Consider the following 21,995-nt stretch of genomic DNA (forward strand, 5'->3'; position numbering starts at 1 on the left):
GGAGATTCATCCCGAACGGAAAGTTCAAAGACTTCCTATTCCGTGAGCGCGGGGACAGCGGACCCAGTCCTGCCGCCAAGCTGGATAAGCGCCTTAGTGACGACCGAACGGTCTGATTTGCTCAACGTAGCAAGCACCTTTCGCGCGTACTCCGGCTCTGCGAGCATCCGCGCCAACTGTGTATTGACCTTCTGGTTGCCGATGGTGTTTAGGACTTCCACGAATCCTCCTAGCACCGGAACCTTGCTCAGCAGGCCAGAGCCTATCTTGTCCTGCAGCATCAGGCGCTCGGCGGTTTGCGAGTTACCGCCACTACCTGCCGTTGCGCGAAAACTCTGGCGGGATAGATCGTCCTGCACCGCGCGAATTGTGGCGATATCTTCGGGAAGCAAGCTATCGGCCGCACGCGCTTTCTTGAAGCCAGTTGCCCTGGCGGCAACAGCGTCCAAGTCTCGCGCCTTCTTGGCGAACGCTGCCGGAGTCAGTACCTGCAGCCCGGTCTGCGGATCGAGCACCGCACCACCCGATTCTATCAAATCCTGCCCGATCTGCATGCGGTTGATCGGCTTGGAGCCATCCTTGAACGCCGCCAGATACTTGCCGAACGCGGGCGACTTTTTGGCTATCTCCTCGTCAAGCACGCTCTGAATGTCTTTCAGCTCCGCGCTAGCTGCTTTCGCATAGGTTTTGTCACCACCCGCTTTGCCGCTCAGAAGATCGCCGATGTACTTGCGAACTCCGTACAGGCTCACCACATCGTCACCCGCACTGTTCAGCGCCTTGGATACGTCGAGGATGGCTGATTGCACGGACGGTCTGGTTGCGTTGTCCGCCGCGGACTTCTCCACGAACGCGCGAATCGCGTTGGTATCCACACCCTTGTCCAGATACGCCTCGCCCAGCAACGGCTTGGAAGCGGCTGTACGGGCCGACTGGGCAGCACGCAAGGTGCTTTCGTCGCCAGCGAACTTTCCCAGTGCAGCCACACGGGCAGCGTTGTTGGCGGTGTCCACGGGTTGGAAGTCATTCGACTTGCCACGAACCAGCCGCTCAAGGCGAGCAATGCCCGGATCTAACGACTCCTCAGCAAGCGAACGCTGAACGCCGGGAATTGCGGAAGGTTCGGGCTGCATCAGCTTGTCCAGGCTTGTGGCTTCGCCGCGCACCAGCTCAGCAGCACGGCTCTGCGCACCTGTCTGAGTAGCCCGCCCACCCGAGCCCTTCAGCAGCTTCAGCAACGCGCCGCCAGCCTTTGGGACCGCGGCGCCCGCGCTGCCAGCCAGGCCGCCCAGGGCGGTGTTTTGGGCGCGCTCACCCTCGGCGGCTACGGGCTGAATTGCACCCATCGCCAAGCCTTGCAATGCGTTGCCGCGAATAGTCGCAGGAAGCAGGGCACTACCGACCGTTGTGCCGCGCAAAGCCGCCCCTGGAGCGAACAGTTGACTTACCGTGCCCACGACATTGCCGAACATGCCGCCACCGGTATTCATTAATGGCTCGTTCAAACGGCGACGCTCTGCCTCTGCGCCACGCAGCTCTTGGCCCTTGCGGTCAGCCCAGCGCGTGACTGCGTTACTGCCTGGCTTTTCACCACTAGTGAGCGATTCCAACTTGCTCGTGCCTGTCAGTCCGGTACGATCCCCGGACAATTCTCCTATGGCCTCCACGCCGAACTGCTTCAGTCCCTCGTAAGTGTCCACCAACGACTTGCCGAGACCGGCGCGGTACTTCTCGTACCAGCCCATGCCCTCAGTTGGATCGGGACGAACCTCTACCGGGGCCATGTCCTGTACGGGCGCGGCCTCCGGAGCGGTCCGCATCTTGCGAATCTCGGCCGCGAACAGCTTGGCGTGCTCAGCGTTGCCCGCCTCATGGGCTTTACGCAGGCCGTTCTCCAGTTCCTGCAAGGTCGCCATTACTTATAGAGGTCCAGTAGTGAATCGATATCAGATCCAGCCTCGCTATCGTCCGCGACTGGTGCGTCGGCCAACTTGTAAGCCTCCTGCAGATCAGCGATAAACGCCTTCAGATTCTTCACGGTGCGGGCGTTTACCTCCGGGTCCTTGTCGAGCGACGGGTACTGCATATTCGCAATACGCGCTTCCAGGTCGGACTGCGAGCCGATGCCGGGTACACGAGTCAGCGACAGCAGAGAGTTCTGTATACCCCCGACTGCTGCCTCCAGTTCCTGTCCAGCCTTTGTGTATCGCGTGGCGTATTGGTCAATGGGGCCGGTGTTGACTAAGCCGCCACGGAGCGCCTTAACGGCGTTCTCGATACGAGTCAGGCCGCGTGCTGCATTTGCAACCTGCGGTTGTTTTGCCTTACGCGCCAATGCGTCCTTCTGTTCTGCTGCGGACGGACCCTTGGTAGAAGCGTTGCCCATCACGAGGGCGCGCAGCTCTGCGGGCGATGCATTCATGCCCTGAGCTAGTTGCATACGGCGCTCGAGTTCGGTTGGAGCCTGCGGTTTCGGCGCGCTGCGCAATTGTTGTCCACCACCAATCTGGCTAACCGTCATGCCGCGAGCCGGCGGCTCCGCATGCAAATGGTCACCCTCGTCAATGACTTGGTAGCCCTTGCCCTCCCAGAACTGACGTGCTTGCTGCTTCTGCTGCGGGTTCTGCGGCGCCATATCCACCGCCTCGCCAGTGAGGTGAAAACTGTTCCGCACGCCGTCAACGGAATCATTCTTTGCCTGGCTGCGGCGAGTGCTGGTAACTGGGATGCCAAGTGATGCGAATTGCTGCAGGTCCGCGTTGATATCCAGCGAGCCGGGCCCACGGTTCTGTTGCGAGGCTTGCGGATCGCCTTGCGATGCCGGAGCCTGCTGTCCGCCCACCTGTACGGGCGCAGCCTGCAGATTGCCTTTATTGACGCCAAAGAACCCGTTTCCGGTATCGATAATCTGGTTGTTTGGCGCGTTGTTGCCGAGAACCTGCGTGCTGCCGTCGCGCAGGATGGCAATACGCTGGCCCTTGTCATCAATGTAGGTGGATTGGACGCCAGTGCCGGCTTGGTTGCTGTACGCCTGTGTAATCGCCTGTGCGGTTTGCGCAACCGTCTCGTCGTACTGCTCAGGAAGCTGCAGCCCAAGCCGCGCGAGGTCGGGCTTCATCTGCTGATACAGATGGGCGCGCTGTTGCTCAGGCGCGGTCGTCAGGAGTTTGGCGGCGTTCACCAATGACTTAGTGCGCGCATCGTCGGACCCCTGCAAGCCTTTCTCCAGATCCAGGGTCTTACCTGCATCGATTCCAGCAAGTTGCCCGAGCGCACTCTGACGTTCCTGTCCTTGCGATCCGTAGGCCAGGGACGCGAGCTTGTTGAACGACGACTCCTTTTGTTCGTCTTGGCGCAGCAACCGCTGCTCAGTGCCAAATCGATTGCCCTGCTGAAAGGCGCCGAGGATGCTCGGGAACTGTAGCTCTGCCATTACGTACCCCACCCTTGCCCGAAGTTCCAGGAGTTTCCGTTGCTCGGACCTAGCGAACCGTAGCTGTTCTGCGCGGGCTGATTCGGGGCGAACGCCCCCCACTGACTCTGCGGCTGATAGCTGGACTGACGGTTGCCAGCGTACTGACCTACCGCGCCCGCGATTCCGGCAATACCGTTAGACCACGCATTGGCCGATCCGATAGCGCCGTTGGCCGCGGCGCTGCCCTGCTGGCCATACAGGTCCGCCATGTTCCGCGACGACTGCTGGCCAAGGTTGCCAGCACCGACCGCAGAGTTCTGACCCAAACCAGCAAGATTCATCAGACTACTGCGATAGCCGCCAAGATTCTGACTGGCAATGCCGTTGAGTGCGTTCCCAAGGTCAACGTTGGTCCCGCCGCTGTAGAGACCGCCCCTCGACGCCGCCCCTCGCTCCACGCCCTGCTGTGTCTGCTGGCGGGCATAGAGATAGTCAGGACTATTCTCAAAACCGGAGTAGTCTCCGGAGTTGAGGGCGTTGAGCTGTCCCAGCGCCTGGTTTCCGGCCTGCAAATACGGCGCTATGTTCTGGTCGAATATTCCGTCTCGCTCGCGCTGGTATCCCATTGCGCTGCCGGCCGCATCTCTCTGCGCATTAGCGGCGTCCTTCGCTGCGCCCGCTTGCCGATTGGCCGCATACGCGGAACCCGCAGCCACTACGACTGCGCTAGTAATTGCTGCCATTACACAATCCTTGTGTAGGAAGATTCGGTATGCGCATAGCCCATGCGCTCGTAGATCATTGCGGCCTGGGGCGGACTGGATGCCAGATGCACCATTTGGATGGCGCTCACGCCCCTCTCTTTGCAGGCAGGCTCAATCGCGGCAAGTAGCGCTTTCCCTGCGCCGTTGCCTTGGGCATCCGGGTCAACCCACCACACGACCTCGTAAGCCCCAATCTTGTCTTTGTTGAACATGAAGGGAGCCACGAACAGGCCCACCATCCCCACAACTTTTCCCTCATGCTCAGCCAGCAGCATGAGGTGGTTCTCTGTCAGGTCTGAGGCCAAGATATCGACGGTTGCGGGGTTGAAATTTGCCCACTTCGCATAGCTGGTCGTTTCGTAGAACTTGGCAGACATGGCAACAATCGCCGGCACATCGGCCAGCGTGGATTTCCGTATCGTGGTCATTACTTCCTTGGGGTGAAGAACGCGACTGCTATCAACCGGCCATCCTCTGGCCCGGTTCCGAATGCGGCGAAGGGATAGCGCGAATGGAAGTTCGCCCCCTCGTAAATCACTGCCCGATTGAACTGCATCTCGCACAGGCCAATCTGGTCCCATGCGTCCTCGTTATCCCAGTCGCCCTTGACTGCTTGCCACAAGTCGAAGTCGCCTGGATCTATGCGCGTTGCGCCGGTAGCCTTGTGGCGCCAAAACGCGGTTCCGCCTACGCCGTCGCACAGGTACAACACGAGCGCATGCGTGCCCCACCCAAGATCGGAGTGGATTGCGGCGTTAGGAAGCTCGCCAGCGAAGTTAAGGCGATAACCCATGCCGAGCATGTCTACCGGCCCAATCTCAGCCTCTATGCACTCCTGCAGGCCAGGAACGGCTGTCAGGCACACCCGCTTGTAGACCTGCCCATCGTGGCCTTCCCAGTCGATATACGGAGCCGCTAACCCTTCCTCGCGAACCGTCAACGGATCTGCCAGGAAGTGGTCGAAGATCCTCAATTAGCCAGCTCCTCGTAGTCGCCATAGGCAGTCAGCAATGACGCCTTTATCGGGCTGGACACCTCAATCGTCGCCGAGAACTGCCGAGCTACGCCAAGCCTGCGGAAGGTGGGCTGCGCATGGTCTTGATGCTCTCCCAACTCTCCGAGCGAGCGCTCCTTCCAGTTCTGGTCGTTGTAGCTGCCGTCCTTAGAGATGCAGACACGTACTTTTCTATCGCTCATTCCGTTAGCGCCGCTGCTGAAAATAGGCTCATCGGGGTATTCAACGGGGCAAGCGTCCAAGTGGAGCCGTTGACGGAGTATTTAATTTCTCCGTCAGCGGACCCAGAGGAATCAGCAACCATCACGATCACCGCTCCATTAGTCATCGCGTCAACGCAGCCAACGCTCATCGTGTCCGAAGAAAGCACCCACGGATCTTCATTGACCTTGTAGGCGATCTCTCCGCTGTCTGTGCCCAGGACCCATACAAGGTCACCGCCTACTGTCTCTATGAAGCAGAGCGCTGAGCCGTAAGTAGCCGTTGCGAAAGTCGGCAGGGTTTCAGTCGTCAGCGTTCCATCATCATTCAAGCATTTGACGGCAGGCAACCCGCCGATAGCGCCAGTGAACTTAATCACTCCTGCGCCGCCGAACGCCGCACGCCAGGAGGAGAACCCGTGGGCTACCGTTTGCAGCCACGTCGGCGTGGTTGCGTCGGCGTCATCGCAATAGTGGATCGTGTTGTAGTAGGAGGAGAACACCGCAACGCGATCTTCGTTCGCTGCAAATATCTGCGACCTCGGGTAGGTAGGCTCGGCCCTGAGCGTGAAGGTCACCGCCTCGTCCACGGACTGGTAATAGCCGTCCACGGTTCCAGGGACGATGAACAATCCCTTGTGATAAACACCCTTGCCTCCAGTCGCCGAGCCCATGCTCCCAGAGCTGGCAACCCAGTTCGCGCCCACATCGACCGTGTAGGACGGAACAGCGCCCGCAAAGCAGAAGAATCTATCAGTGCCGCCAATTAGTTGGCTGTTTCCGTCTGGCGCCACGCCCGGGGCAGACGGCACCGCGGACCAATCTGTTCCGTTAGTGCTGGGAATGAAGCTCGCGTTGCCACCCGGCGCTGGCGGGGCTTTTTGACCCATCGCCATCATCAGGGTGGCGACCGGAATTTCATCTTCCAGGTCTGCCCATAGGCCGTTTGTGTCGGTCACGCGCAGAGTGAAGGCGTAGGCGCCTAACGTTGTCGGGGTTCCTGCGCTGATAACGCCTGCGGAACTGATCGTCAGCCCTGGAGGAAGCGTGCCGCTGCGCAGAGTTACAGTGAGGGGCGCGTCTCCAGTCAGCGTGTAGGTGTAACCTGCGTATGGGATGCTCAGTATCCCATCTGGGGCTGCACCGCTGATCGTCGGCGGGACCGGTTGCGCAGGAAAGGGGATCGCTATAGTTTCAGGACCGCCGGTATCAAACTGCAGCTTCAGGCGGTGCAGATTCAGGCGATTCCCGTTGCGCTGGAGCGGCATCGTGTGAACGCGGCGCACATGGGGCTGGTCAACCTGCAGCATGTACTCCCAGTCAAGCTCATAGAGCCGGCCAGACTGATAGTCGCCGCCAATCCATTTTCTATTCCAGTTGACGATGCAGCTAAGACGATCCGATGCCTTGCCGTAAGCCTGCCTGCGATGCCACAGCCCAGTGGTTACGTCATAACCGATTGTCAGCAGCCCGGGAAACGTCCAGTAGACGATCTTTCGGCCCTTGTCTTGGTACGTCATCGCGCGGCAGCGGGTCCAATCGAATCTGGAGATAGCCGACTCCAGAACGCGAGTGGATACGGGCTGAGGCGAGTAGCCGTTCAGGCGCTGGAAAACGCCGTAGTTGTCCAGCCAGAATAGGGTGTTATCGAGCTTGACGACCGAGGCTGCAGACGCGCAGCCCACATCCATGCTGACGCCCTTGGACTGGAAGGTTCCTGTAGAGGCGCCAGTGTTTACGAAAAAGTCGGTCGTTGTCTGATTGAATACAACCACTTCCTCATTGCTTGTCTTCAGATCAACAATTCGGTCTGGCGCCGTCTCCGACTCGTACCGATCCAAGGCGTTGTAGTCCTCAGCATCCGCGAGATTGGAGTGGAACCAGAAACGCCCTAGGGGCTCTACACCGAGCAGGTAGCTATCGAGATAGGCGACCGCCTTGGTTCCTGGGAACGCGGGGTCTGTAATGCGCTCCAGCGTAAGCAGGGATGTATCGTAGACGTAGCCGGCAGATCCGTTGCCGATAAGAACCTGGTTAGCGATGCCCTGCTGGTTGTAGTCGATTGAGACCAGGCCCGTGCCGGGGATCGTGCCGCGGGGAATAGCGACGCCCGTATTGCTGATCTGGTACAGGGTCGTGCCGGCAACCACCAGCAATTTGCCCTCGACATTCCTCATGCCGCGGATACCGCCATTGCTGGCAATTTCCACAAAGGGCTTCAGGCCAGGCGCGTCTACCGCCTTGACTGCAGAGAGTGTGCCTGGCATCTCCGCGGCGAACGGAATGTAGTTGCAAATGTCCTGTTGGGCCCACGGCTTCGCCACATCGGAGTACCAGCCTCCGATGATGTTGAGGGGGGTTGCCATCAGGAGGTGCGGGTCCGGAGACGGCCGCCGCCGTACACGCGCATACGCTCGGAGTGGTTCGCGCCGTCCATCAGGGAGCGCCAACGGGCCTCCCAGATCGACATCTTGGAATCCATTCCCAAGAACAGCGCAGCCTCGTACAGGGCCGCATATAGGTAGACCTGTGGGTAGCGTAGGAACGTGGCGTGCAGGCCCGCCTCCAGGGGCGCAGGACGGGCGTAGTAAGCACCGCCAACCGTGCCAGTAGTCTCAGGCCAGAAGGTCACGGAATCGCCGTCCTGAGCCGCCATGCGCGAAGCCGCGGCTGAGGGATTGAAGTCGTTGGCAATCTGCCGCTTCAGGTGATCGAGAGGCACAATATCGAGCGGCGGCTCGCCGCTGAACTGCAGGTCGCGCAGCTCCAGAAGATCGTCCGGAAGGTCTGCCGCGTTGGCAGTCAACGCCTCAGACAGCGCAGTCACCATCGGAGAGGCGCGCAGGCCCGGGGTGATGTTGTCCCCGTCGTGCACTCGCGCCTCTCCCAGGACAATGAAGATATCCAGCGTATTCACGCTGAAGGTGCTGCCGGCTGTCTCGTCGCCCTCAATGAGGGTCTGGACACCGACGCGAAAATCGTTGTAGTTGGTAAAGGCCATCAGACGCGGCCCTTCCACACACGCATATAGGAGTTTTCGGGGTCATTGAGAATGCGCCGGAAGTGGTCCGGGTTCTGCATCGCCTGATCCCAGGTAACGCCTGTTTTGTCGCAGTACTTTTGCAGCATGAACGGGGTTACTTCACCGAGATAACGCATGTCGCTGGATCCGATATGGCCTGCATTGGCCCTCTCGCGCACCGCGTCCACAATCGCCTTCTCCGAGGCAGCCGAAGTCTCATGCACGATGACCGCACGGCCCCAATCGTCGTATTCGATACGTCCCGCCATCACTGCCTCCGTGCAATAAAAAGGGGGCCACCCGAAGGCAGCCCCCACTTCCTTCCTTGGAAACCGACTATTACGAGCCGGTGATCGTCAGGTCAGCAATCGCGCCCAGCGCCTTCTCTTCGTTCACCTGGAGGGTGACTTCGGTCAGGATCTGGTGGTTGACCGCATCGCCGACTTTCGCCAGTTCATCCGACCGGAACGGACGCAGCACGCCCAATTTGCACTGTTCGGCGTCGTACAGGTACGCGGTAGAGCGGAGGCCCGCAGTCGCACCGACCATCACGCGGTTCGGCACGACTTTGGTGTTGCCGTAGTCGTGTCCGTACACGCTGAACGAGGTCTGCAGGACGCCGGACTTGTTGGTCACTTCATTGGTGCGCTGCACATTGCCGGTGAAGGTGCTGGCCTTCTGCTTGTGGCTCGGCGAGACCATCAGGATTTCGCCCTTGCCGCCGCTGTTGTAGACCTTCAGCACCAGCGACTTCAGCAAGTCCTCAGTGAAGGCACGCAGGGTGCCAGCCACAGGGGCCGTGTTGGTCGCGATGACCGGCGCAGCACCGGCGCCAGCACCGGTTTCCCGGTTGGTGGCAACCCAGCCGTACAGGCCGCGCATTTCGCGGGCAGTGGCCGCAGCACCGGCAACAAACGCACCGTTGGCGATGGCCGCGTATTCCACGTCCTTCTTCAGTTCCACGGCCTTCTTGGCGAGCAGACGGTTGGTTTCCTTGGCACGCCCGTACTTGGACACGCGGTCGGTGGTGCCGGTCACGCTCAGGGTGTCCTGGATGATCTGCGTGCGGTTGCTCAGGCGCTCGGGCTGGGTCTGTGCGGCGTAGGTAGCATCCGCACCTTCGATAGCAGCGTTGGCGCCAGGAGCGCGCAGCGAATCACGCAGCCATTCCGGGTTGGTGGCATCGACCGACTTGCGGCCAATGGACGAAATGAACGGGGTTTCCTCGGGGGTGACGCGGTAGATCTTGTCGTCCACGTCCTCTTTGATACCGATGACCGTATAGGTCTGGAGCATATTGGTAGGCATTGCGATAGTCCTTTATCAAAAGATTGCAGCCAGCGCATCTACGCTGGGGTTTTTGTCGAAAGCCGCTTCACGCTTCACGCGGTCGCTAGCCCTTGCCGATTGGTTTTGTGCGGAGGGCTTGGCCACCTTGGTCAGCTTCTCCTTAGGCTTCATTTCAGCCTTGCGGGCCTGGATGGCGTCATAGGCTTTCGCCTTGTCAGCCAGCGTCCAGAATCCCTTTTCGAGGCGCGCGTCTACCAATGCCTCACCGCTTAGGCCAAGTGCTTTCACGTACTTGTCCAGCTCGGCGAACTTGGCGTCCGGATCCTCTTTCCAGCCCGGCAGGGTGTCGCTCAGTGCTTGCCACGTTTCATTCGCCCGGAACTCTCGCGTCGCATGCCGTAAACGGTCGCGCTCCTGTTCGTTTGCCTGAATCGCTTGCAAGGCCTGACTCAACTGGCCCTTCGATGCTTCGTGTGCCTCTTTCAGCGCGAGGTACTGCGCGGCGTTCTCGTGTGCCAGCGAAATGCTGGGCGGCTGCCCTACGAGCCTTTGCGCGACTTCCGCAAGGGCCTGTAACCGCTGGTGGGTATCGCTGAGCGCCTGTTCTTGCTGAGTGACCCTTTCGGTCCACTGAGCTTTGACGGTTTCGACCTGTTTGCGTTCTTCCGCAACCGCCATCGTCTTGGCGGAATAGTCAAATCCCTTCTGCCCAAGTTCGGTCAATTCGGACAGCTTCAGAGTGACTTCCTTGCCATCGTGCTTGATGGTGAAAGTCTGTTCCTCGCCCTCCTCCTCTTCTTCCCCAGACTCCTCTTCTTCCGATTCCTGTTCCTCCTCCTCTTCGGACTCCTCCGATTCGGATTCTTCTTCCTGCTCCGATCCACTCGCCGGAGTCAGGGTGTCAACCAGGTCCGAGAGCGCATCACCGCTTTCGACCGGCTCTCTTTCGAGGTCACCTGTCATATAACTTCCTTGTATTGGACTGCGGGATGCCGTCCGTCCTCATCCGCTTAGAGCGGGTGTTTCTGCCCGTCGCTAGTGACAGCGAACGATGGGCCTTGTACGACTGGGGCGCCGCCGAAACGGCCCACCCACACTTCTGGAGCGACACCGGGGAAGCTCACCAGGCAAACGGGGTTGCCGCGAGCCTCTAAGCCGCCCAGCGATTCGTGTACACGTCCCCAATCTGCTCGGCTTTCGACCGCTTGCGGGCTATTTCCGCCGCTGCCACTTCGCCGGTCCGCATGACCGTCTCCAGTGCGTTCTGCACCTTGCCCAGCATCATCAGGAACTGGTGCAACTGCTCGCGGTCCTCGGGGTTTCGACTGTCTCGCCATTTGTTGATCAGCTCCGCTTCCACGGAGGCGTAGCTATCGGCATACACCTCGTTATCCAATACTTCCTGAGCGCGCTTGCCGCGCAGTGCGTCGGCCTCGTCACTCATTACGCGCCCTCAGAGAACACGCCGATATTCGCCACAGTTACCGGGCGGATGGCGCGATACGTGCCAGGACCGGGCAACGGACGCGAGGGGGTGTTGGCCGTCAGCGTGAACATGAAGAGGTCCGCGCTGGGCGTATCCAGATACACCCGCACATAGTCGGTCTGTGGGATGCCGTCCGCCGTATCGGTGAAAATTCCGATGGTGGCAGTCGCGCCGGAAGCCACCACTAGATCGGTGGATGTGGCAGCGGTCTTGGCCGCCACGAGCATGGTTACTTGTGCCATTACAGAGCCTCAGTAGGTGCAGCCGGGGCATCCGTGCCCGCATCCGTGCCCGCGCCTTCCATAGGCGTTGGCGGCTGCTGTAGAAGGGAGGTGACCAGCATGGTTAGCTGGCCTACCTGTTGACTTAGCGCGACCACCTCAGCCTCTAGCTGGGCGGCGCTGTCTTGTTTCTCGGTCTGCTGGGCCTGCTCGTCTTGCTTCTGCATGCCGGCAACCCATTTCTCGTCGTCGCGCTGCAGCTTGACCTGGGAAAGCTCGGTGTCTTTCAGGTCTAGCTTTGCCTCGTTGGTCACCTTGTCGGCTTGCAACTGGCGGTTCTCTTGGGTGAGCTGGCCGATCTGCTCCTGCGCCTTGCCCATATCCTGCTGAACCTGCTGCTGCATCTGCTTGAATTGCTCAGGATTCGGCACTCCTTGGGGCGCTTCGTCGCAGAACTGGTCGGGATTCTTGAACTCGTTGACCTCGGCGAACAGGCGGATGGTGTTAGCGATGTGCTCGGGCCGGACTACGCCCAGTTGCACGCCCATCTGCTGCAGCGGGACCATCGCCATGACGCGCTGAGCCTGCTGCTCCTTCGTGCCGTGGCCCAAACCCACGTTGATCTTGATATTGAACTTGTCGCGCCACTCAAATGGGTTGACGGGCGTCCATTCGCCGTTGACCTTGAACCAGTCTTCGCCGTTCTGGTGCTGGGTGGCCAACTTCAGCAGCTTGGAGAACATCTTGCGGATGCCCTGCGCTGCGAAACGGGTCATCAGACGCAAACGCATGTCCGACTTGCTGGTGATGATGGAAACGCCGGTAGCCGTCTTGTTGAGACTGTCCGAGTCCATGCCCTGCGAGTAGCGGGTGAAGCCTGTGCGGTTCTCCAACTTGACGCTCAGCCACTCCTGGAGCTGCCAAGAGGTCTGGTTGATCGGGATAGTCGGGATCGGTCCGAACGCATCCCCTGGCGGACCCTCGCCGCGGACAATCCCGCCTGGGCGGTTGTCCAGAATGTCATCGATATTCACCTTGGCGCGGGTATTGATGTACGTGCGCTGATTGGTGCTGAAATACACGTTGTCGAACAGGGAGCGGGCGAGGTTCGTCTGCTCCTTCTGGATCAGGTAGGCGCGATCAGCCGGGCAATCGCCAAAGAAGGCGTGCGAGCGCGGCATGAGGCAGATTTCGGAGTACGGGTGGTCGTCCACCTTCTCGTTGCTGAGGAGGTTTCCGTTGACCAGGCATAGTTGCACCCACTCCGCAACGCCATCGCCGTCAACGTCCAGGCGCAGGTACAGTTCGGCGTACTCGTAAAGCCTGTGCGACTCATGCAGATCGCCCTCCAGGTCGCCCTGACCATCCGGCCCCAGCAACGCATCGGCCTCACCCTGCTCTGACAGAGCCGCCCCGCCTGACCCAATGTCGGTTAGGTCGAACCCCATCTCCTCAAGCTTGAACTTCGGGAGCTGATCGACCTCGCCAATGGCGTTCGGGTCCGCACCCCACTTCGCATTCGAGTCCACACGCATCTTGTTCGGGGCGACGCAAGCAACCCGGAACTGAGTGCGTGTGGACTTGTTGGTCGTGGTGAAGGTCAGCAGGCCAGCCTCATCCACCATCGGCTCGGCGGCCAGTTCGGCGCCGTCCTCAAGGATTGCGGCGAGCTGATCTTCGGTCTGCCCTTCGTACTCGGATTGGTCGTCCTCTTTTTCCTTTTCCGCCCACACCTTGACGAAACCGACCTTCTGCAGCTCGGCGTCCTGGATCCAGTCGTGCAGAACGTTCAGGCCGTCGTTGCGGGTGTAGAACAGGTGATTCAGGTATCCGGTGGCTTGCTTGGCCGCAGCCTCAGACTCGGGGCCTGGCTTCTTGGCCTCGCATTCCAGTGCGTTGTCGCTGGACACGAATACGTCCAGCAACTGCGGCGTCATGCCGTCTACGGTATCGGCCACGTCCGAGGAGACGAACGAACTGCGGTCGTCAATCTCAGGTGCGGCAAAGTCGCCCGTGGGTTCGGCGTTGTAGGCGCGCACGTTGCGCTCACGAGCCGCCGATATCTCCGAGTCAGGGCCGCCCAGCGAGGAGGCGATGAACTCCCGCGCCATGCGTTCAAGGTCGGATTCAGTGATCGGTTCACGCTTGATGGCTTCCGTGCCATATGCCATTAGCGGACTAGCCTCTTGTATTTAAGGGGGGCGCTGCTGAGCGTCGCCGGTTGTTGTGCGTGATCTATTGCCATCAGACCGAAGGCGTCTGATCCGTGGCTCGCCCAGTCATGGTTTGGACCCAGACCAATGCCGCGCGCCTCGTCTTTCTTTTCGTGATACCAGCCCAGCGCCTCACGGCCGCCCTCGGTGGTGTCTTCGTTGAACCAGATGGCAGGGAATATCCTGCGCACCGCCTCAATACGGGCATTGGCAGCGCCGGCACCCATATTCGGGACTACTTGCGTGTCGAACCCCGCCTCTCGCAGAGCAGACTCGTAGCTGACCTGATACACCTTGTCGTGCGTCGCCCCGTCATGCGGGAGGACGCACAAGGCCTTGCCATAGCCGCGATCACGCAGCCATGTGGCGTGTACTGCCAGTGGCTGGCCCTGCGCCTCGTAGTAGTCCAGGATGCGGACTTCCTTACCAACAAACTGGACGATCCAGATTGCGCATGCGTCAGCCTTGGCACCCGTGCCGCCAATGTCCCAGTAGGCCCGTAGCGTCATCAGCGGGTCGGCAGCGACCTTGCCGATGCGGCCCTGCGTCCTACAGTCAGCCAAACCACGAGCGAAGTACGCGCCGGCAGCGAGGGTTATGTAGCCACCCTCCCAAATGTGGTCGTACTGGTCCGGCTGCATACGCAGACAGTCCAATCGTTCCTGTTCCAATTGCTCACTGCGGAACGGGTTGTCGCGCCAGTTGGCACGCACTACCACGGCGCCAGTTGGTATCTCCGGGCCGCGGAACATCACGTCCACCGGATCGGTCTTGCGTCGGGCGTTCCAGCTAAACCAACACTGGGCGCCGTTGATGCGCATGATCGTGGGACGCAGGAGGTTAAGCGAATGCTGGGTGGCCGTCTGGGCCTCCTCCCACCACGCACGCTTAAACCCCTCCAGGGACTTCACCGACTCGCTGGTGTAGTCGTTCATACCCTTGAAGATCATCAGCCCGTCACCGGGCGTCTGGATCACATCGCGGAAGACCTTGAATCCATCCTTCTCGCCCAGGCCAAACCGAGATAGCTTGGCCTCGATCAGCGCCTTGGAGGACTGCGCCAGATCCTTCTGGACCTCACGAATGCATACGGACCGAAGGCCTGCGCCAAAGTCGCCCGGCTCAGACAAACAGTCCTCAATCAGCGCCTCACCGAAGAAATGAGATTTACCCGAGCCGCGGCCGCCCCAGGCGCCCTTGTACGGTGCTGGGGCCAACAACGGGGCGAAGACCTCGGCAGTCTCAATCCTTAGAACGGACAATCGAACGCTCGATGGCGGTAACGAGTGGGTGGTCGGGATCGCCGGCCAGCGTCAGGGGCAGCACTTTACCCACCAACGTCATGAAGGCGTTCGGATTGGTTTGCGCCTGCTTTAACAGGTAGGTCACCCCGCCCGCCTTATCCAGCGCCTCCAAGACCATCGCCTTCACGTCAGCCGTGAGCTTGTTGGTCGTCCCCTTCGCACGTCCGCCCGTCTTGGGCTGTCCCTTGCCCGCCATGTCTGTCTGCCTCTGTTTTGGAGCTGGCCGAAGCCTTGGCTCCAGCCTTACTTAGTCAGCCGCAGTCGCGGTGACCTTGACCCAATCGGCCGTAGCGCCGGCATCGGCAACCTTCTGATAGATCTTGCCCGCCGAGCTGGCGTAGATCGCGCCAATGGCCGCATTCGTGGCCTCAGCACGAACCGTATCCCGCGTAGTGCAGGCGCCCGTGAACAGCAGTTGCAGGCCCGCATCGTTCACCAGGGCTGCCACGCCATTGGCTTTCTTGTCCGTCCCGCCTACGCCGATCACCAGCACGCTTGATTCATTTGCCATCTTCGATTTCCTTATCTTGGTTTGAGGGTGTTGCTTATTTAGATGTTGCTTTCTGAGTCACGTTAGCGGCGCAGTACAGGCCGACTACCCATGTGGTGAAGCTCACCCACTGATCCGCCGAAATGAGGCCAGCCACGAGGAGAGACGCGCCAGCCAGGAACGCGGCGCAGGCGAGGATGAACTTTCGGCTTTGATATCGGTTGTCGTCCACTGGCTTTCCTTGTACTCGCCGAATGCCGCGGACCAGTTAGCCGAGAACACGTCATCCTCGACCGACTTGGGTCGTGGGGCTGATCCCTTGCCGCTCATTGCTCGCTCCGGCAGTACGCGCAGATACGCGCTGCATGGTGGTCAACGAAGTGTCTGGAGCCGCAAGAGAGACACTTTGGTTCAGCGCTGCGTCTCTTCGCCAGAATCGGGTCTTGGTAGGCGCTGCCCTGGTCAACACTCTGATTGGCTGCCTTGCTCGCATAGGCCGATGAGGCAGCCGCACAAGCTATCGCAATAATCTCGATGCCCACTTAGCGTCGATCCGCCCTAATCACTTCCTGGAGTCCGCGGATCTGGGCGTCGGCTTCGTCTGCGGCGCGAACAATTCGGCCCGCACTTTCTTCCCTGTCTCGGGCGGCTGCATCAGGCTCGCTGGCGGACTTGACAGCACTGGACAGCTCACTGGTAGCGAGCGCAGCTTGCCAGCGCTGGTGCAGGCGGACATTGCCAGCCCTAAGGCTAGCGACAAGATCAGCTTGTTTGCGGTCATTGGTCTTCTTGTCCTGTTCGTATTGCTCGGCTACCGCGGCGATTGCAACGCCATGGGCCTGCTCTGCCTTGCGCACCAGTTCCGACGCCCTCGTAGCCAGCTCCGCAGCCTTAGCCGTGGAGGCCATGACCTTTGTCCGGTAGTCGGCGAAGTCTGCCCTCTCACTTGCGCCGCCCAGGTAGTACGCCAGCCCTAGCAGCGCCAGGAGGATGCAGGCCTTGACGGTTAGGAGGATTTGGCTGGGGGTCACTTGATCGCACCCAATTGTTCGGCAGTAAACGCCAGCGGCCACGCCCAGCCCAGCTTGAATTGATCCTTGGCCACAAACCCTGAAATGACCCCGACGACCTGGCCCTGGTCGTTCAATAGACCCGCACCGCTCGACCCGAACCATATTTGGCTCCCGTCGATCAGATACCGGTCGTCCTTGTGCCCGACGACGATCCCCTCGCCGTAGACCTGTTCCAGCCCCATCGGCTGGCCGTACCAGTGCACGCGGGCGCCTTGTTTTGGCGTAGCGGCGACCTTGGCAACGTGGTCGAAGGTGATGGTGACCGAGACTAAGGCGTGGTCCTTGCCGTCTAGGGTGATATCCAAGACGCCAGCGGCAGTTCCGTCGATCACCAGCACTTTGGGCTTGGTGGTCACACAGTGCGCCGCGGTCAGAAGCGTCCTGCTGCCTACCGCTGTAGCCGAGCACACGCCGCCTGTTACCAGCTCGATTCTGTGGGTGTAGTCCTTCGACTCGACCGCCTTACCCTGCACACAACCGGTTAGCAGGAGGGTGGCGAGGAGTAGTTTCATTAGTCTTCGACGCCAATGGTCGTTTCAGTTGCCATCAGTGCACCCCGTAGGTCAGATATAGCGCGGCGCCGTATAGACTCGCTGCTCCCAGAAGGAAGCCGACCGCTAGGCCGGCGAGGAATCGCTTCATCAACCCACCCCTATACAGGTCTTGAACTCGGCTTTGCGCCGGTTAGTCAGCCCGCGAATCGCCACGAGCTTTCCGTTCTTTCGCCCCTTGTCCCACTTCAGCAGATCGCGACACCACGTCACCGCGGGAACGCCTGCGTTGATCTTGCGGACCAATCCAGAGTTGCACGCGGCGTAAACGCCAACGTTGAATGCCCAAGATCCGACCGCTACCCACTCGTTCTGCTTCAGCGGCACGTTGATGCAAGCTGCTATGCCTGTCAGATGGCGGGCTACTGCAGTCTCCAGCAGTGCATCGCACTCGGTGGGTGTAGCCTTGCGACCTCTCACCACGTCCGGCCCCGTAATGCCCTCGCAGATCGTCCAGACGCCAACTACGTCGCGGTAGGCGTCCAGCTCTCGGCCTTCCCACGGCTGGACGAATGCGGCAGTGCCTGCAGCAGCCGCTAAGGCGCCGGCCAGTACCGCGGCGATGACACGAGGCGCGCTCACTCCTTACGCTCCGGCGGCAGGCCCATGCTGGCCAGGAACTTCTTGCTCTCGCGGCGCTCCTTAGCCCACTTCCACAACAAATAGGACGCCTGCAGGACGATGTACCCGACCGTCGCCAAACCAACCACGAACGTCATGTCGATTGCGCCTAGTGCCGCCAGTCCTACGATGCCCGCTGGGGGCGCGCTCTTGCCTACCGCTGCACCGATGGCGTGCGTCAGGTCGGAGTTCAATTTGGTGTTCGCCATACAGGCGTCCGGTTCGTGTTCATTGAGGAATCCCCTGTACGGTTCTAGCCCTTAACCCGCTTACGGGATAAGTTATTGGTCCTTACCCAAATCGGGCATGTTCGTGCCCACATTGGGCATCAAACACACGTCAGCAGCGCCTTGTAGAGCTTGACGGGCGTCTTGCTGAAGTCCTTGTCAATCGTTGAGTTGCAGAGCTTCAGCACGTCCTCGCGCTCGCCCAGCACCACGCCCTTGCGAATCCACTTGCGCTCGTTGAGCAGTACGTTGTGGAAATGCAGGTAGGCGTTAGAAGCCCTGGCGTACCGATCCAGGTCTATAGGAGCGTCTAGCTCGCGAGCCAATCTAATGGCGCGACGCTCGCAGTCAGCCTCTACCGTCCTCACCGACTCCAGAGAGGCGGCGGCGTCCTTGATGGACTTGCCCTCCAGCCACTCCCACAGGTCGTTTTTGTACGCCGCCCAACTCGGCTGGCCCTCGATAAACTGGGTCAGGTGGCAGTATTCGTGAAGAAGGACGCCAAGCCATGTGTCCGTCTTGCGCCCCGTAGCCACGGCAAGGACCATCTTGTCCTCATCGAAGTAGCCGCCAGCAGGCAGCCCATCACAGTCAACGTTCACCTCGGGATAAAGCAGCACCGCGACACCGAAGCGCCACGCTCGGCGCGATATCTCGGCGACAACCTCGTCCGCGGTCATTCTGCAGGTGCCAATTTATCGGGCACAGGCTTCCACGTCATCCGGCGTGCCTTGATCGTCCGCTTGCCGAGCGCAATCGCTTTCAGTATCCGGTGCCGGCCATCGGCAATATCGCCATTCCAGTCCAGTAGGACGGGAAACGACAGGTCCGCCTCCATGCACTTTTTCACATGCAGCGCCAAACACAGCATGTTGTCCCCCGTCCACGGATGGGACGAAAGACTAAGCGCGGCTAACGGAACCTCGAATACTGAAAGCGATCTGGCATCGTCGCAGAGGCGCGCAACGGAATACTGGTCGCCATCCTTGTCTTGGTAGTAGTCCTGTAGTGGCTCGGGGTCATGGAGCCGGACCCTGGGTGGTTTAGCAGCCATCAGTCGCCGAACCCAATCTCTGCCAGCTTCAGCCGCCTAGCCACCTCTTCGGTGATGCAGGCCATCTCCAGGGCGTCGCCGAGGAAGTAAACGTGCATGTCGTCGTTACCAGACACCAGACACCAGAAGTCGCCGTCCGCCTCAGCAGCCGCCATGATCGCGGTGCATGCGTCCTTGGCGCGCTCGATCCGCTCAGCCCTAGTCTCGTCTTCCGGGAGTGGTTCACCGGGTTTGACGAGCTTCAGGGCCATACAACCTCTGGGTTGATAAGGGGCGGTTCAACGTGTGGGTTGAAAAGTTGCCCCACACGCCGAGGCGGTGACTGCATGGTTCCGTGTTGCTCGTCAGCGACGGCGGTGTTTAGGAGTGCAGGTGGGGCGCGGCAGTTGCCGTCAATTCATTATCCATGCGTGTCAACTGGGGTTATCTTTTTAGCCGTGCCACACGTTGCCAGAGTAAAGCTCGTAGCGATGAATGAACTCTGAGCTGTATTTGCCAGACATGCACATAGCCAGCCAGTGGGCAGCTTCGTTTATCAGGTCGTTAGCCCGGCCTCCCACCTCGTCACGCACCGACTGATACGACTCCTTTGTGCAATCGAACTGTTTGGCACGCACTCCAACGCCTGGAACCTCGCACCAGCCTGTTTGGTTGACCACGTACAGACCGTTGTAGATCAGGTCTGCGTGCTTGCCGCCCCAGAGCGCAAGCGCAAGACCGTCCCGGGACGCCTGGTGTCCCCAATCGGTGCGGTAGGCCCCAACGCGGCTCTGCCGGCGCTGTTCACTCTGACGTGCGCCTACGAACTTGGCTGCGGTCAGGTAGCCCCACTCCTTGAACCGGTCAACGCGACCCATCGTGCAGCTTGCCTTAGCGATGAATAGATCGGTCGGCAGGGAGGTGTTGCCGCACACGGTCCGAACCATGCCGAGCCACCACGCCTTCTCGGGGGTCAGGGATTCGGCGCTGAAGTCAGCGAACACCTGATAGATATCGGGCGGCTCGCCTACCTCGTGGGTTCCGGCCAATGAAGCGACTGTCTTGGCAGCCTTCGTCAGTTCCATATTCATTTCCGGCTTCCTTTCTTGCGGCGACCACGCCGATTGCCCGCATACGGCTCCGGGGTCAGCGTGCGAACCTGGAGAACCTGCTTTCCTACCTTCCAAAGCTCATCCAGCGCCGTCAGCTTCATTAGCGGGGCGCATTTGAACCACTCACCGCCAACCGCTTCGATGCCTTCGGTAGCCGCAAGCGCCGTTAGCACGCCGCGCTCACCGTTCAATGCCTCGCCACGACTGCCCAATTCTGTGGCGTACATGAAGGTCAGCCCGCCCGGGATCATGCCGGCGTAAGCCTTCATTCGGGCCGCTACGTCGTTGGTCATGCCAGCCTTCAGGAACAAAAGGTCCGGGGATGGCTGAAACCCGCCGATATAGACAGAGCAAGGCCTCATGCCAGATGACTCCAGTCCTTGTCCGGATATCGCTTGTCCATATACGCCTGCAGCTCTTCCCCAGCGTACTCCCGGCACAGGTACTGCAGATCCAGCGACATGGGTATTGCCATGTTCCCGTCACGCACATCGTTCAGCACGACCACACCGCGCCACTCGTTCGACGCCTGCGGACCGCGATATCCCTCAGTAACCAGGTAGCAGCTACCCGCGACCAGTCCGTGTAAGGTCTTGCCGTTGGGCAATGGACGGTTGGTGTAGCGCAGCCCCTGCTCGTGTCCAGCGACGAAGGAGAAGCCAAGCTTGTTGAGCCGGTTATCCACCGTGCCGCCGATGGGGCGTGGGCTATGGGACGACTGCCAGTAGTGCGAGTACCAAACGCCATCGACCTCGACCGGCACGAGGAACTCGTAACGCTCAAACCCGAACCGCTCCACCTCGCACAAGTGGGTGCCAAGCACTCCCTGGAATCGGGCGTCTTCCTTAGCGGGCCTGTCGATCCTTTCCTCGTGGTTGCCGAAGGTGTAGATCAGCCGCGGCTCCCAGCGCTTGCGGTGACCGGTACGCAGCCGTTCCCGCTCAGCGTGGATAGGCGCCATCAACCGCTCTAAGCCTGCGTGCCCCGCATCCAGATCGGCCTTGATCCTCGCCCCCTCTTTCTCCACGCCGCCTGGTGTCGAATAGCTGGACAGGCTCGGGAAGTCGAAGAAGTCGCCGATACACACGATCACATCAGGCTTGCGGCGGATAATGTCAGCAGCGATCCAATCCAGGTGGTCGGTAGGGTCGCCGGGTCGAATCTGGCAGTCCGGCAAAATGTAGTGCCTGCGGCCCATCAGCCGCCATCCCCTTGGATAATGACCTTGTCATCCACGATGCGGATGTACTCGATGGGCGAGTATCGTTGCCCGACCTGGACCATACAGCCCTGCATCGGCCCCCAGCTATGGCGGAGCCCCATCAGGCCGGCGCGCTTACTGCAGGAATAGGCTTCTCCGTACATGGTCAGGCCCACAGTCACGGCAACGAATAGCCCGAATGCCAGGAAAATCAGGAACACTTCCGCGTCACCGCGTTGACTACGTTTCATCAGCTTCCATCCTCGTTAGACGGCGGATTCGGCACATACGGCGCCTTAGTCACATCGATCACCTCACCGCCAGCGCCGAACTGGATGGCGTGCGGGTTCTGGAAGTCGTCGTCTTGCTCGGCGCGGTCTCGGAGGTAGGCGGCGGCAACGGCGTGCGGAACGATCTGCGGTGTCTGCCGGGCCTTCAAATATTCGTGTAGGTAGCCCATGATGTTGAACAGAACCGCACAGCACGCATCCTCGACCCCCTCGCGAGCCGGGACGCCGCGGTGGTTGGCCCACAGGTCGTAGAAGTGGCGCCAGCCCGACTTAACGTAGGCGTCCAGCGGAATTCCCGCCTGCCAGTTGTCAGAGGCTCGTAGCGTGCCGTCCGGCAGCTTGCGGTGACGGTGCATGTAGCGGCCATATGCAGCGACTACTAGCGGCGAGAGGAACCCCTCAAAGTCCCACTTGTCCGCGTCCTGATCCCGCGTCGCCCCTGTGGCGAACTCTCGGATGCCGCCCAT

The 21,995-nt window shown here is 60.4% G+C and carries 30 protein-coding genes; all 30 read right to left on the reverse strand.

What is annotated here, in order from left to right:
- Window positions 1-35: 35 nt before the first annotated feature.
- The 30 genes from BLR66_RS05195 to BLR66_RS05330 all read right to left on the reverse strand — a co-directional run bounded on the left by BLR66_RS05195 (window position 36) and on the right by BLR66_RS05330 (window position 21,995).
- The gene (locus BLR66_RS05195) at window positions 36-1,916 is read right to left on the reverse strand and encodes a hypothetical protein (RefSeq protein ID WP_093280627.1); all 1,881 of its coding nucleotides are present in this window, start codon (window positions 1,914-1,916) and stop codon (window positions 36-38) included.
- Window positions 1,916-3,433, reverse strand: a complete 1,518-nt coding sequence (locus BLR66_RS05200) for a D-Ala-D-Ala carboxypeptidase family metallohydrolase (RefSeq protein ID WP_093280630.1) — start codon at window positions 3,431-3,433, stop codon at window positions 1,916-1,918. The genes BLR66_RS05195 and BLR66_RS05200 overlap by 1 nt, the downstream gene beginning before the upstream one ends.
- Window positions 3,433-4,158, reverse strand: a complete 726-nt coding sequence (locus tag BLR66_RS05205; RefSeq protein ID WP_093280640.1) for a hypothetical protein — start codon at window positions 4,156-4,158, stop codon at window positions 3,433-3,435. Before BLR66_RS05205 ends, BLR66_RS05200 begins: the two co-directional genes overlap by 1 nt.
- Window positions 4,158-4,607, reverse strand: coding sequence for a GNAT family N-acetyltransferase (locus BLR66_RS05210; protein ID WP_176943768.1), 450 nt, complete (start codon window positions 4,605-4,607; stop codon window positions 4,158-4,160). Before BLR66_RS05210 ends, BLR66_RS05205 begins: the two co-directional genes overlap by 1 nt.
- On the reverse strand, window positions 4,607-5,152 hold the full coding sequence (locus BLR66_RS19155; protein WP_176943769.1) for a DUF6445 family protein: 546 nt from the start codon (window positions 5,150-5,152) through the stop codon (window positions 4,607-4,609). Before BLR66_RS19155 ends, BLR66_RS05210 begins: the two co-directional genes overlap by 1 nt.
- A complete protein-coding gene (locus tag BLR66_RS05215) occupies window positions 5,149-5,376 on the reverse strand; it encodes a hypothetical protein (RefSeq protein WP_093280648.1) in 228 nt (75 codons plus the stop codon). The genes BLR66_RS19155 and BLR66_RS05215 overlap by 4 nt, the downstream gene beginning before the upstream one ends.
- Window positions 5,373-7,760, reverse strand: coding sequence for an Ig domain-containing protein (locus tag BLR66_RS05220; protein WP_093280657.1), 2,388 nt, complete (start codon window positions 7,758-7,760; stop codon window positions 5,373-5,375). The genes BLR66_RS05215 and BLR66_RS05220 overlap by 4 nt, the downstream gene beginning before the upstream one ends.
- A complete protein-coding gene (locus BLR66_RS05225; protein ID WP_093280660.1) occupies window positions 7,760-8,395 on the reverse strand; it encodes a phage adaptor protein in 636 nt (211 codons plus the stop codon). The genes BLR66_RS05220 and BLR66_RS05225 overlap by 1 nt, the downstream gene beginning before the upstream one ends.
- Window positions 8,395-8,685: a hypothetical protein gene (locus BLR66_RS05230; RefSeq protein WP_093280663.1), complete on the reverse strand. Its 291-nt coding sequence runs from the start codon at window positions 8,683-8,685 to the stop codon at window positions 8,395-8,397. The genes BLR66_RS05225 and BLR66_RS05230 overlap by 1 nt, the downstream gene beginning before the upstream one ends.
- A gap of 70 nt (window positions 8,686-8,755) precedes the next feature.
- Complete coding sequence (locus tag BLR66_RS05235; RefSeq protein ID WP_093280666.1) at window positions 8,756-9,724, reverse strand: SU10 major capsid protein; 969 nt, start codon at window positions 9,722-9,724, stop codon at window positions 8,756-8,758.
- A gap of 15 nt (window positions 9,725-9,739) precedes the next feature.
- Entirely contained in the window at window positions 9,740-10,669 is a 930-nt protein-coding gene (locus BLR66_RS05240; RefSeq protein ID WP_093280669.1) for a hypothetical protein, read from the reverse strand.
- Between the two features lie 187 nt (window positions 10,670-10,856).
- Window positions 10,857-11,150 (reverse strand): hypothetical protein, encoded by a 294-nt coding sequence (locus tag BLR66_RS05245; protein ID WP_093280672.1) that lies wholly within the window; start codon window positions 11,148-11,150, stop codon window positions 10,857-10,859.
- Entirely contained in the window at window positions 11,150-11,434 is a 285-nt protein-coding gene (locus tag BLR66_RS05250; RefSeq protein WP_093280676.1) for a hypothetical protein, read from the reverse strand. The genes BLR66_RS05245 and BLR66_RS05250 overlap by 1 nt, the downstream gene beginning before the upstream one ends.
- Window positions 11,434-13,584 carry a portal protein gene (locus BLR66_RS05255; protein WP_093280679.1) on the reverse strand — a complete coding sequence of 717 codons (2,151 nt, stop codon included), beginning with the start codon at window positions 13,582-13,584 and terminating at the stop codon, window positions 11,434-11,436. The genes BLR66_RS05250 and BLR66_RS05255 overlap by 1 nt, the downstream gene beginning before the upstream one ends.
- On the reverse strand, window positions 13,584-14,888 hold the full coding sequence (locus BLR66_RS05260; RefSeq protein WP_093280682.1) for a phage terminase large subunit: 1,305 nt from the start codon (window positions 14,886-14,888) through the stop codon (window positions 13,584-13,586). Before BLR66_RS05260 ends, BLR66_RS05255 begins: the two co-directional genes overlap by 1 nt.
- Window positions 14,869-15,126: a hypothetical protein gene (locus tag BLR66_RS05265; RefSeq protein WP_093280685.1), complete on the reverse strand. Its 258-nt coding sequence runs from the start codon at window positions 15,124-15,126 to the stop codon at window positions 14,869-14,871. Before BLR66_RS05265 ends, BLR66_RS05260 begins: the two co-directional genes overlap by 20 nt.
- Before the next feature lie 51 nt (window positions 15,127-15,177).
- A complete protein-coding gene (locus BLR66_RS05270) occupies window positions 15,178-15,441 on the reverse strand; it encodes a hypothetical protein (protein ID WP_093280688.1) in 264 nt (87 codons plus the stop codon).
- Between the two features lie 102 nt (window positions 15,442-15,543).
- Entirely contained in the window at window positions 15,544-15,750 is a 207-nt protein-coding gene (locus BLR66_RS19385; RefSeq protein WP_255402309.1) for a hypothetical protein, read from the reverse strand.
- Window positions 15,751-15,962: 212 nt separating this feature from the next.
- Window positions 15,963-16,451, reverse strand: coding sequence for a lysis system spanin subunit (locus BLR66_RS05275; protein WP_093280693.1), 489 nt, complete (start codon window positions 16,449-16,451; stop codon window positions 15,963-15,965).
- Window positions 16,448-17,005, reverse strand: a complete 558-nt coding sequence (locus tag BLR66_RS05280; RefSeq protein WP_093280696.1) for a S1 family peptidase — start codon at window positions 17,003-17,005, stop codon at window positions 16,448-16,450. The genes BLR66_RS05275 and BLR66_RS05280 overlap by 4 nt, the downstream gene beginning before the upstream one ends.
- Before the next feature lie 129 nt (window positions 17,006-17,134).
- On the reverse strand, window positions 17,135-17,626 hold the full coding sequence (locus BLR66_RS05285) for a lysozyme (protein WP_093280699.1): 492 nt from the start codon (window positions 17,624-17,626) through the stop codon (window positions 17,135-17,137).
- The gene (locus tag BLR66_RS05290; RefSeq protein ID WP_093280702.1) at window positions 17,623-17,874 is read right to left on the reverse strand and encodes a hypothetical protein; all 252 of its coding nucleotides are present in this window, start codon (window positions 17,872-17,874) and stop codon (window positions 17,623-17,625) included. Before BLR66_RS05290 ends, BLR66_RS05285 begins: the two co-directional genes overlap by 4 nt.
- Window positions 17,875-17,993: 119 nt before the next feature.
- The gene (locus tag BLR66_RS05295) at window positions 17,994-18,572 is read right to left on the reverse strand and encodes a hypothetical protein (protein ID WP_093280705.1); all 579 of its coding nucleotides are present in this window, start codon (window positions 18,570-18,572) and stop codon (window positions 17,994-17,996) included.
- The gene (locus BLR66_RS05300) at window positions 18,569-18,946 is read right to left on the reverse strand and encodes a ParB N-terminal domain-containing protein (RefSeq protein WP_093280708.1); all 378 of its coding nucleotides are present in this window, start codon (window positions 18,944-18,946) and stop codon (window positions 18,569-18,571) included. The genes BLR66_RS05295 and BLR66_RS05300 overlap by 4 nt, the downstream gene beginning before the upstream one ends.
- Complete coding sequence (locus BLR66_RS05305) at window positions 18,946-19,197, reverse strand: hypothetical protein (protein WP_093280712.1); 252 nt, start codon at window positions 19,195-19,197, stop codon at window positions 18,946-18,948. The genes BLR66_RS05300 and BLR66_RS05305 overlap by 1 nt, the downstream gene beginning before the upstream one ends.
- A 180-nt stretch (window positions 19,198-19,377) precedes the next feature.
- Entirely contained in the window at window positions 19,378-20,016 is a 639-nt protein-coding gene (locus BLR66_RS05310) for a hypothetical protein (RefSeq protein ID WP_143014556.1), read from the reverse strand.
- Window positions 20,013-20,330 carry a hypothetical protein gene (locus tag BLR66_RS05315; RefSeq protein ID WP_143014557.1) on the reverse strand — a complete coding sequence of 106 codons (318 nt, stop codon included), beginning with the start codon at window positions 20,328-20,330 and terminating at the stop codon, window positions 20,013-20,015. Before BLR66_RS05315 ends, BLR66_RS05310 begins: the two co-directional genes overlap by 4 nt.
- 65 nt (window positions 20,331-20,395) lie before the next feature.
- Complete coding sequence (locus tag BLR66_RS05320; protein WP_093280724.1) at window positions 20,396-21,235, reverse strand: metallophosphoesterase; 840 nt, start codon at window positions 21,233-21,235, stop codon at window positions 20,396-20,398.
- On the reverse strand, window positions 21,235-21,489 hold the full coding sequence (locus BLR66_RS05325; RefSeq protein WP_093280728.1) for a hypothetical protein: 255 nt from the start codon (window positions 21,487-21,489) through the stop codon (window positions 21,235-21,237). Before BLR66_RS05325 ends, BLR66_RS05320 begins: the two co-directional genes overlap by 1 nt.
- Window positions 21,489-21,995 carry a hypothetical protein gene (locus tag BLR66_RS05330; protein WP_093280731.1) on the reverse strand — a complete coding sequence of 169 codons (507 nt, stop codon included), beginning with the start codon at window positions 21,993-21,995 and terminating at the stop codon, window positions 21,489-21,491. The genes BLR66_RS05325 and BLR66_RS05330 overlap by 1 nt, the downstream gene beginning before the upstream one ends.

It is taken from the genome of Pseudoxanthomonas sp. CF125 (assembly GCF_900104085.1).
In the GTDB taxonomy this organism is placed as follows: domain Bacteria; phylum Pseudomonadota; class Gammaproteobacteria; order Xanthomonadales; family Xanthomonadaceae; genus Pseudoxanthomonas_A.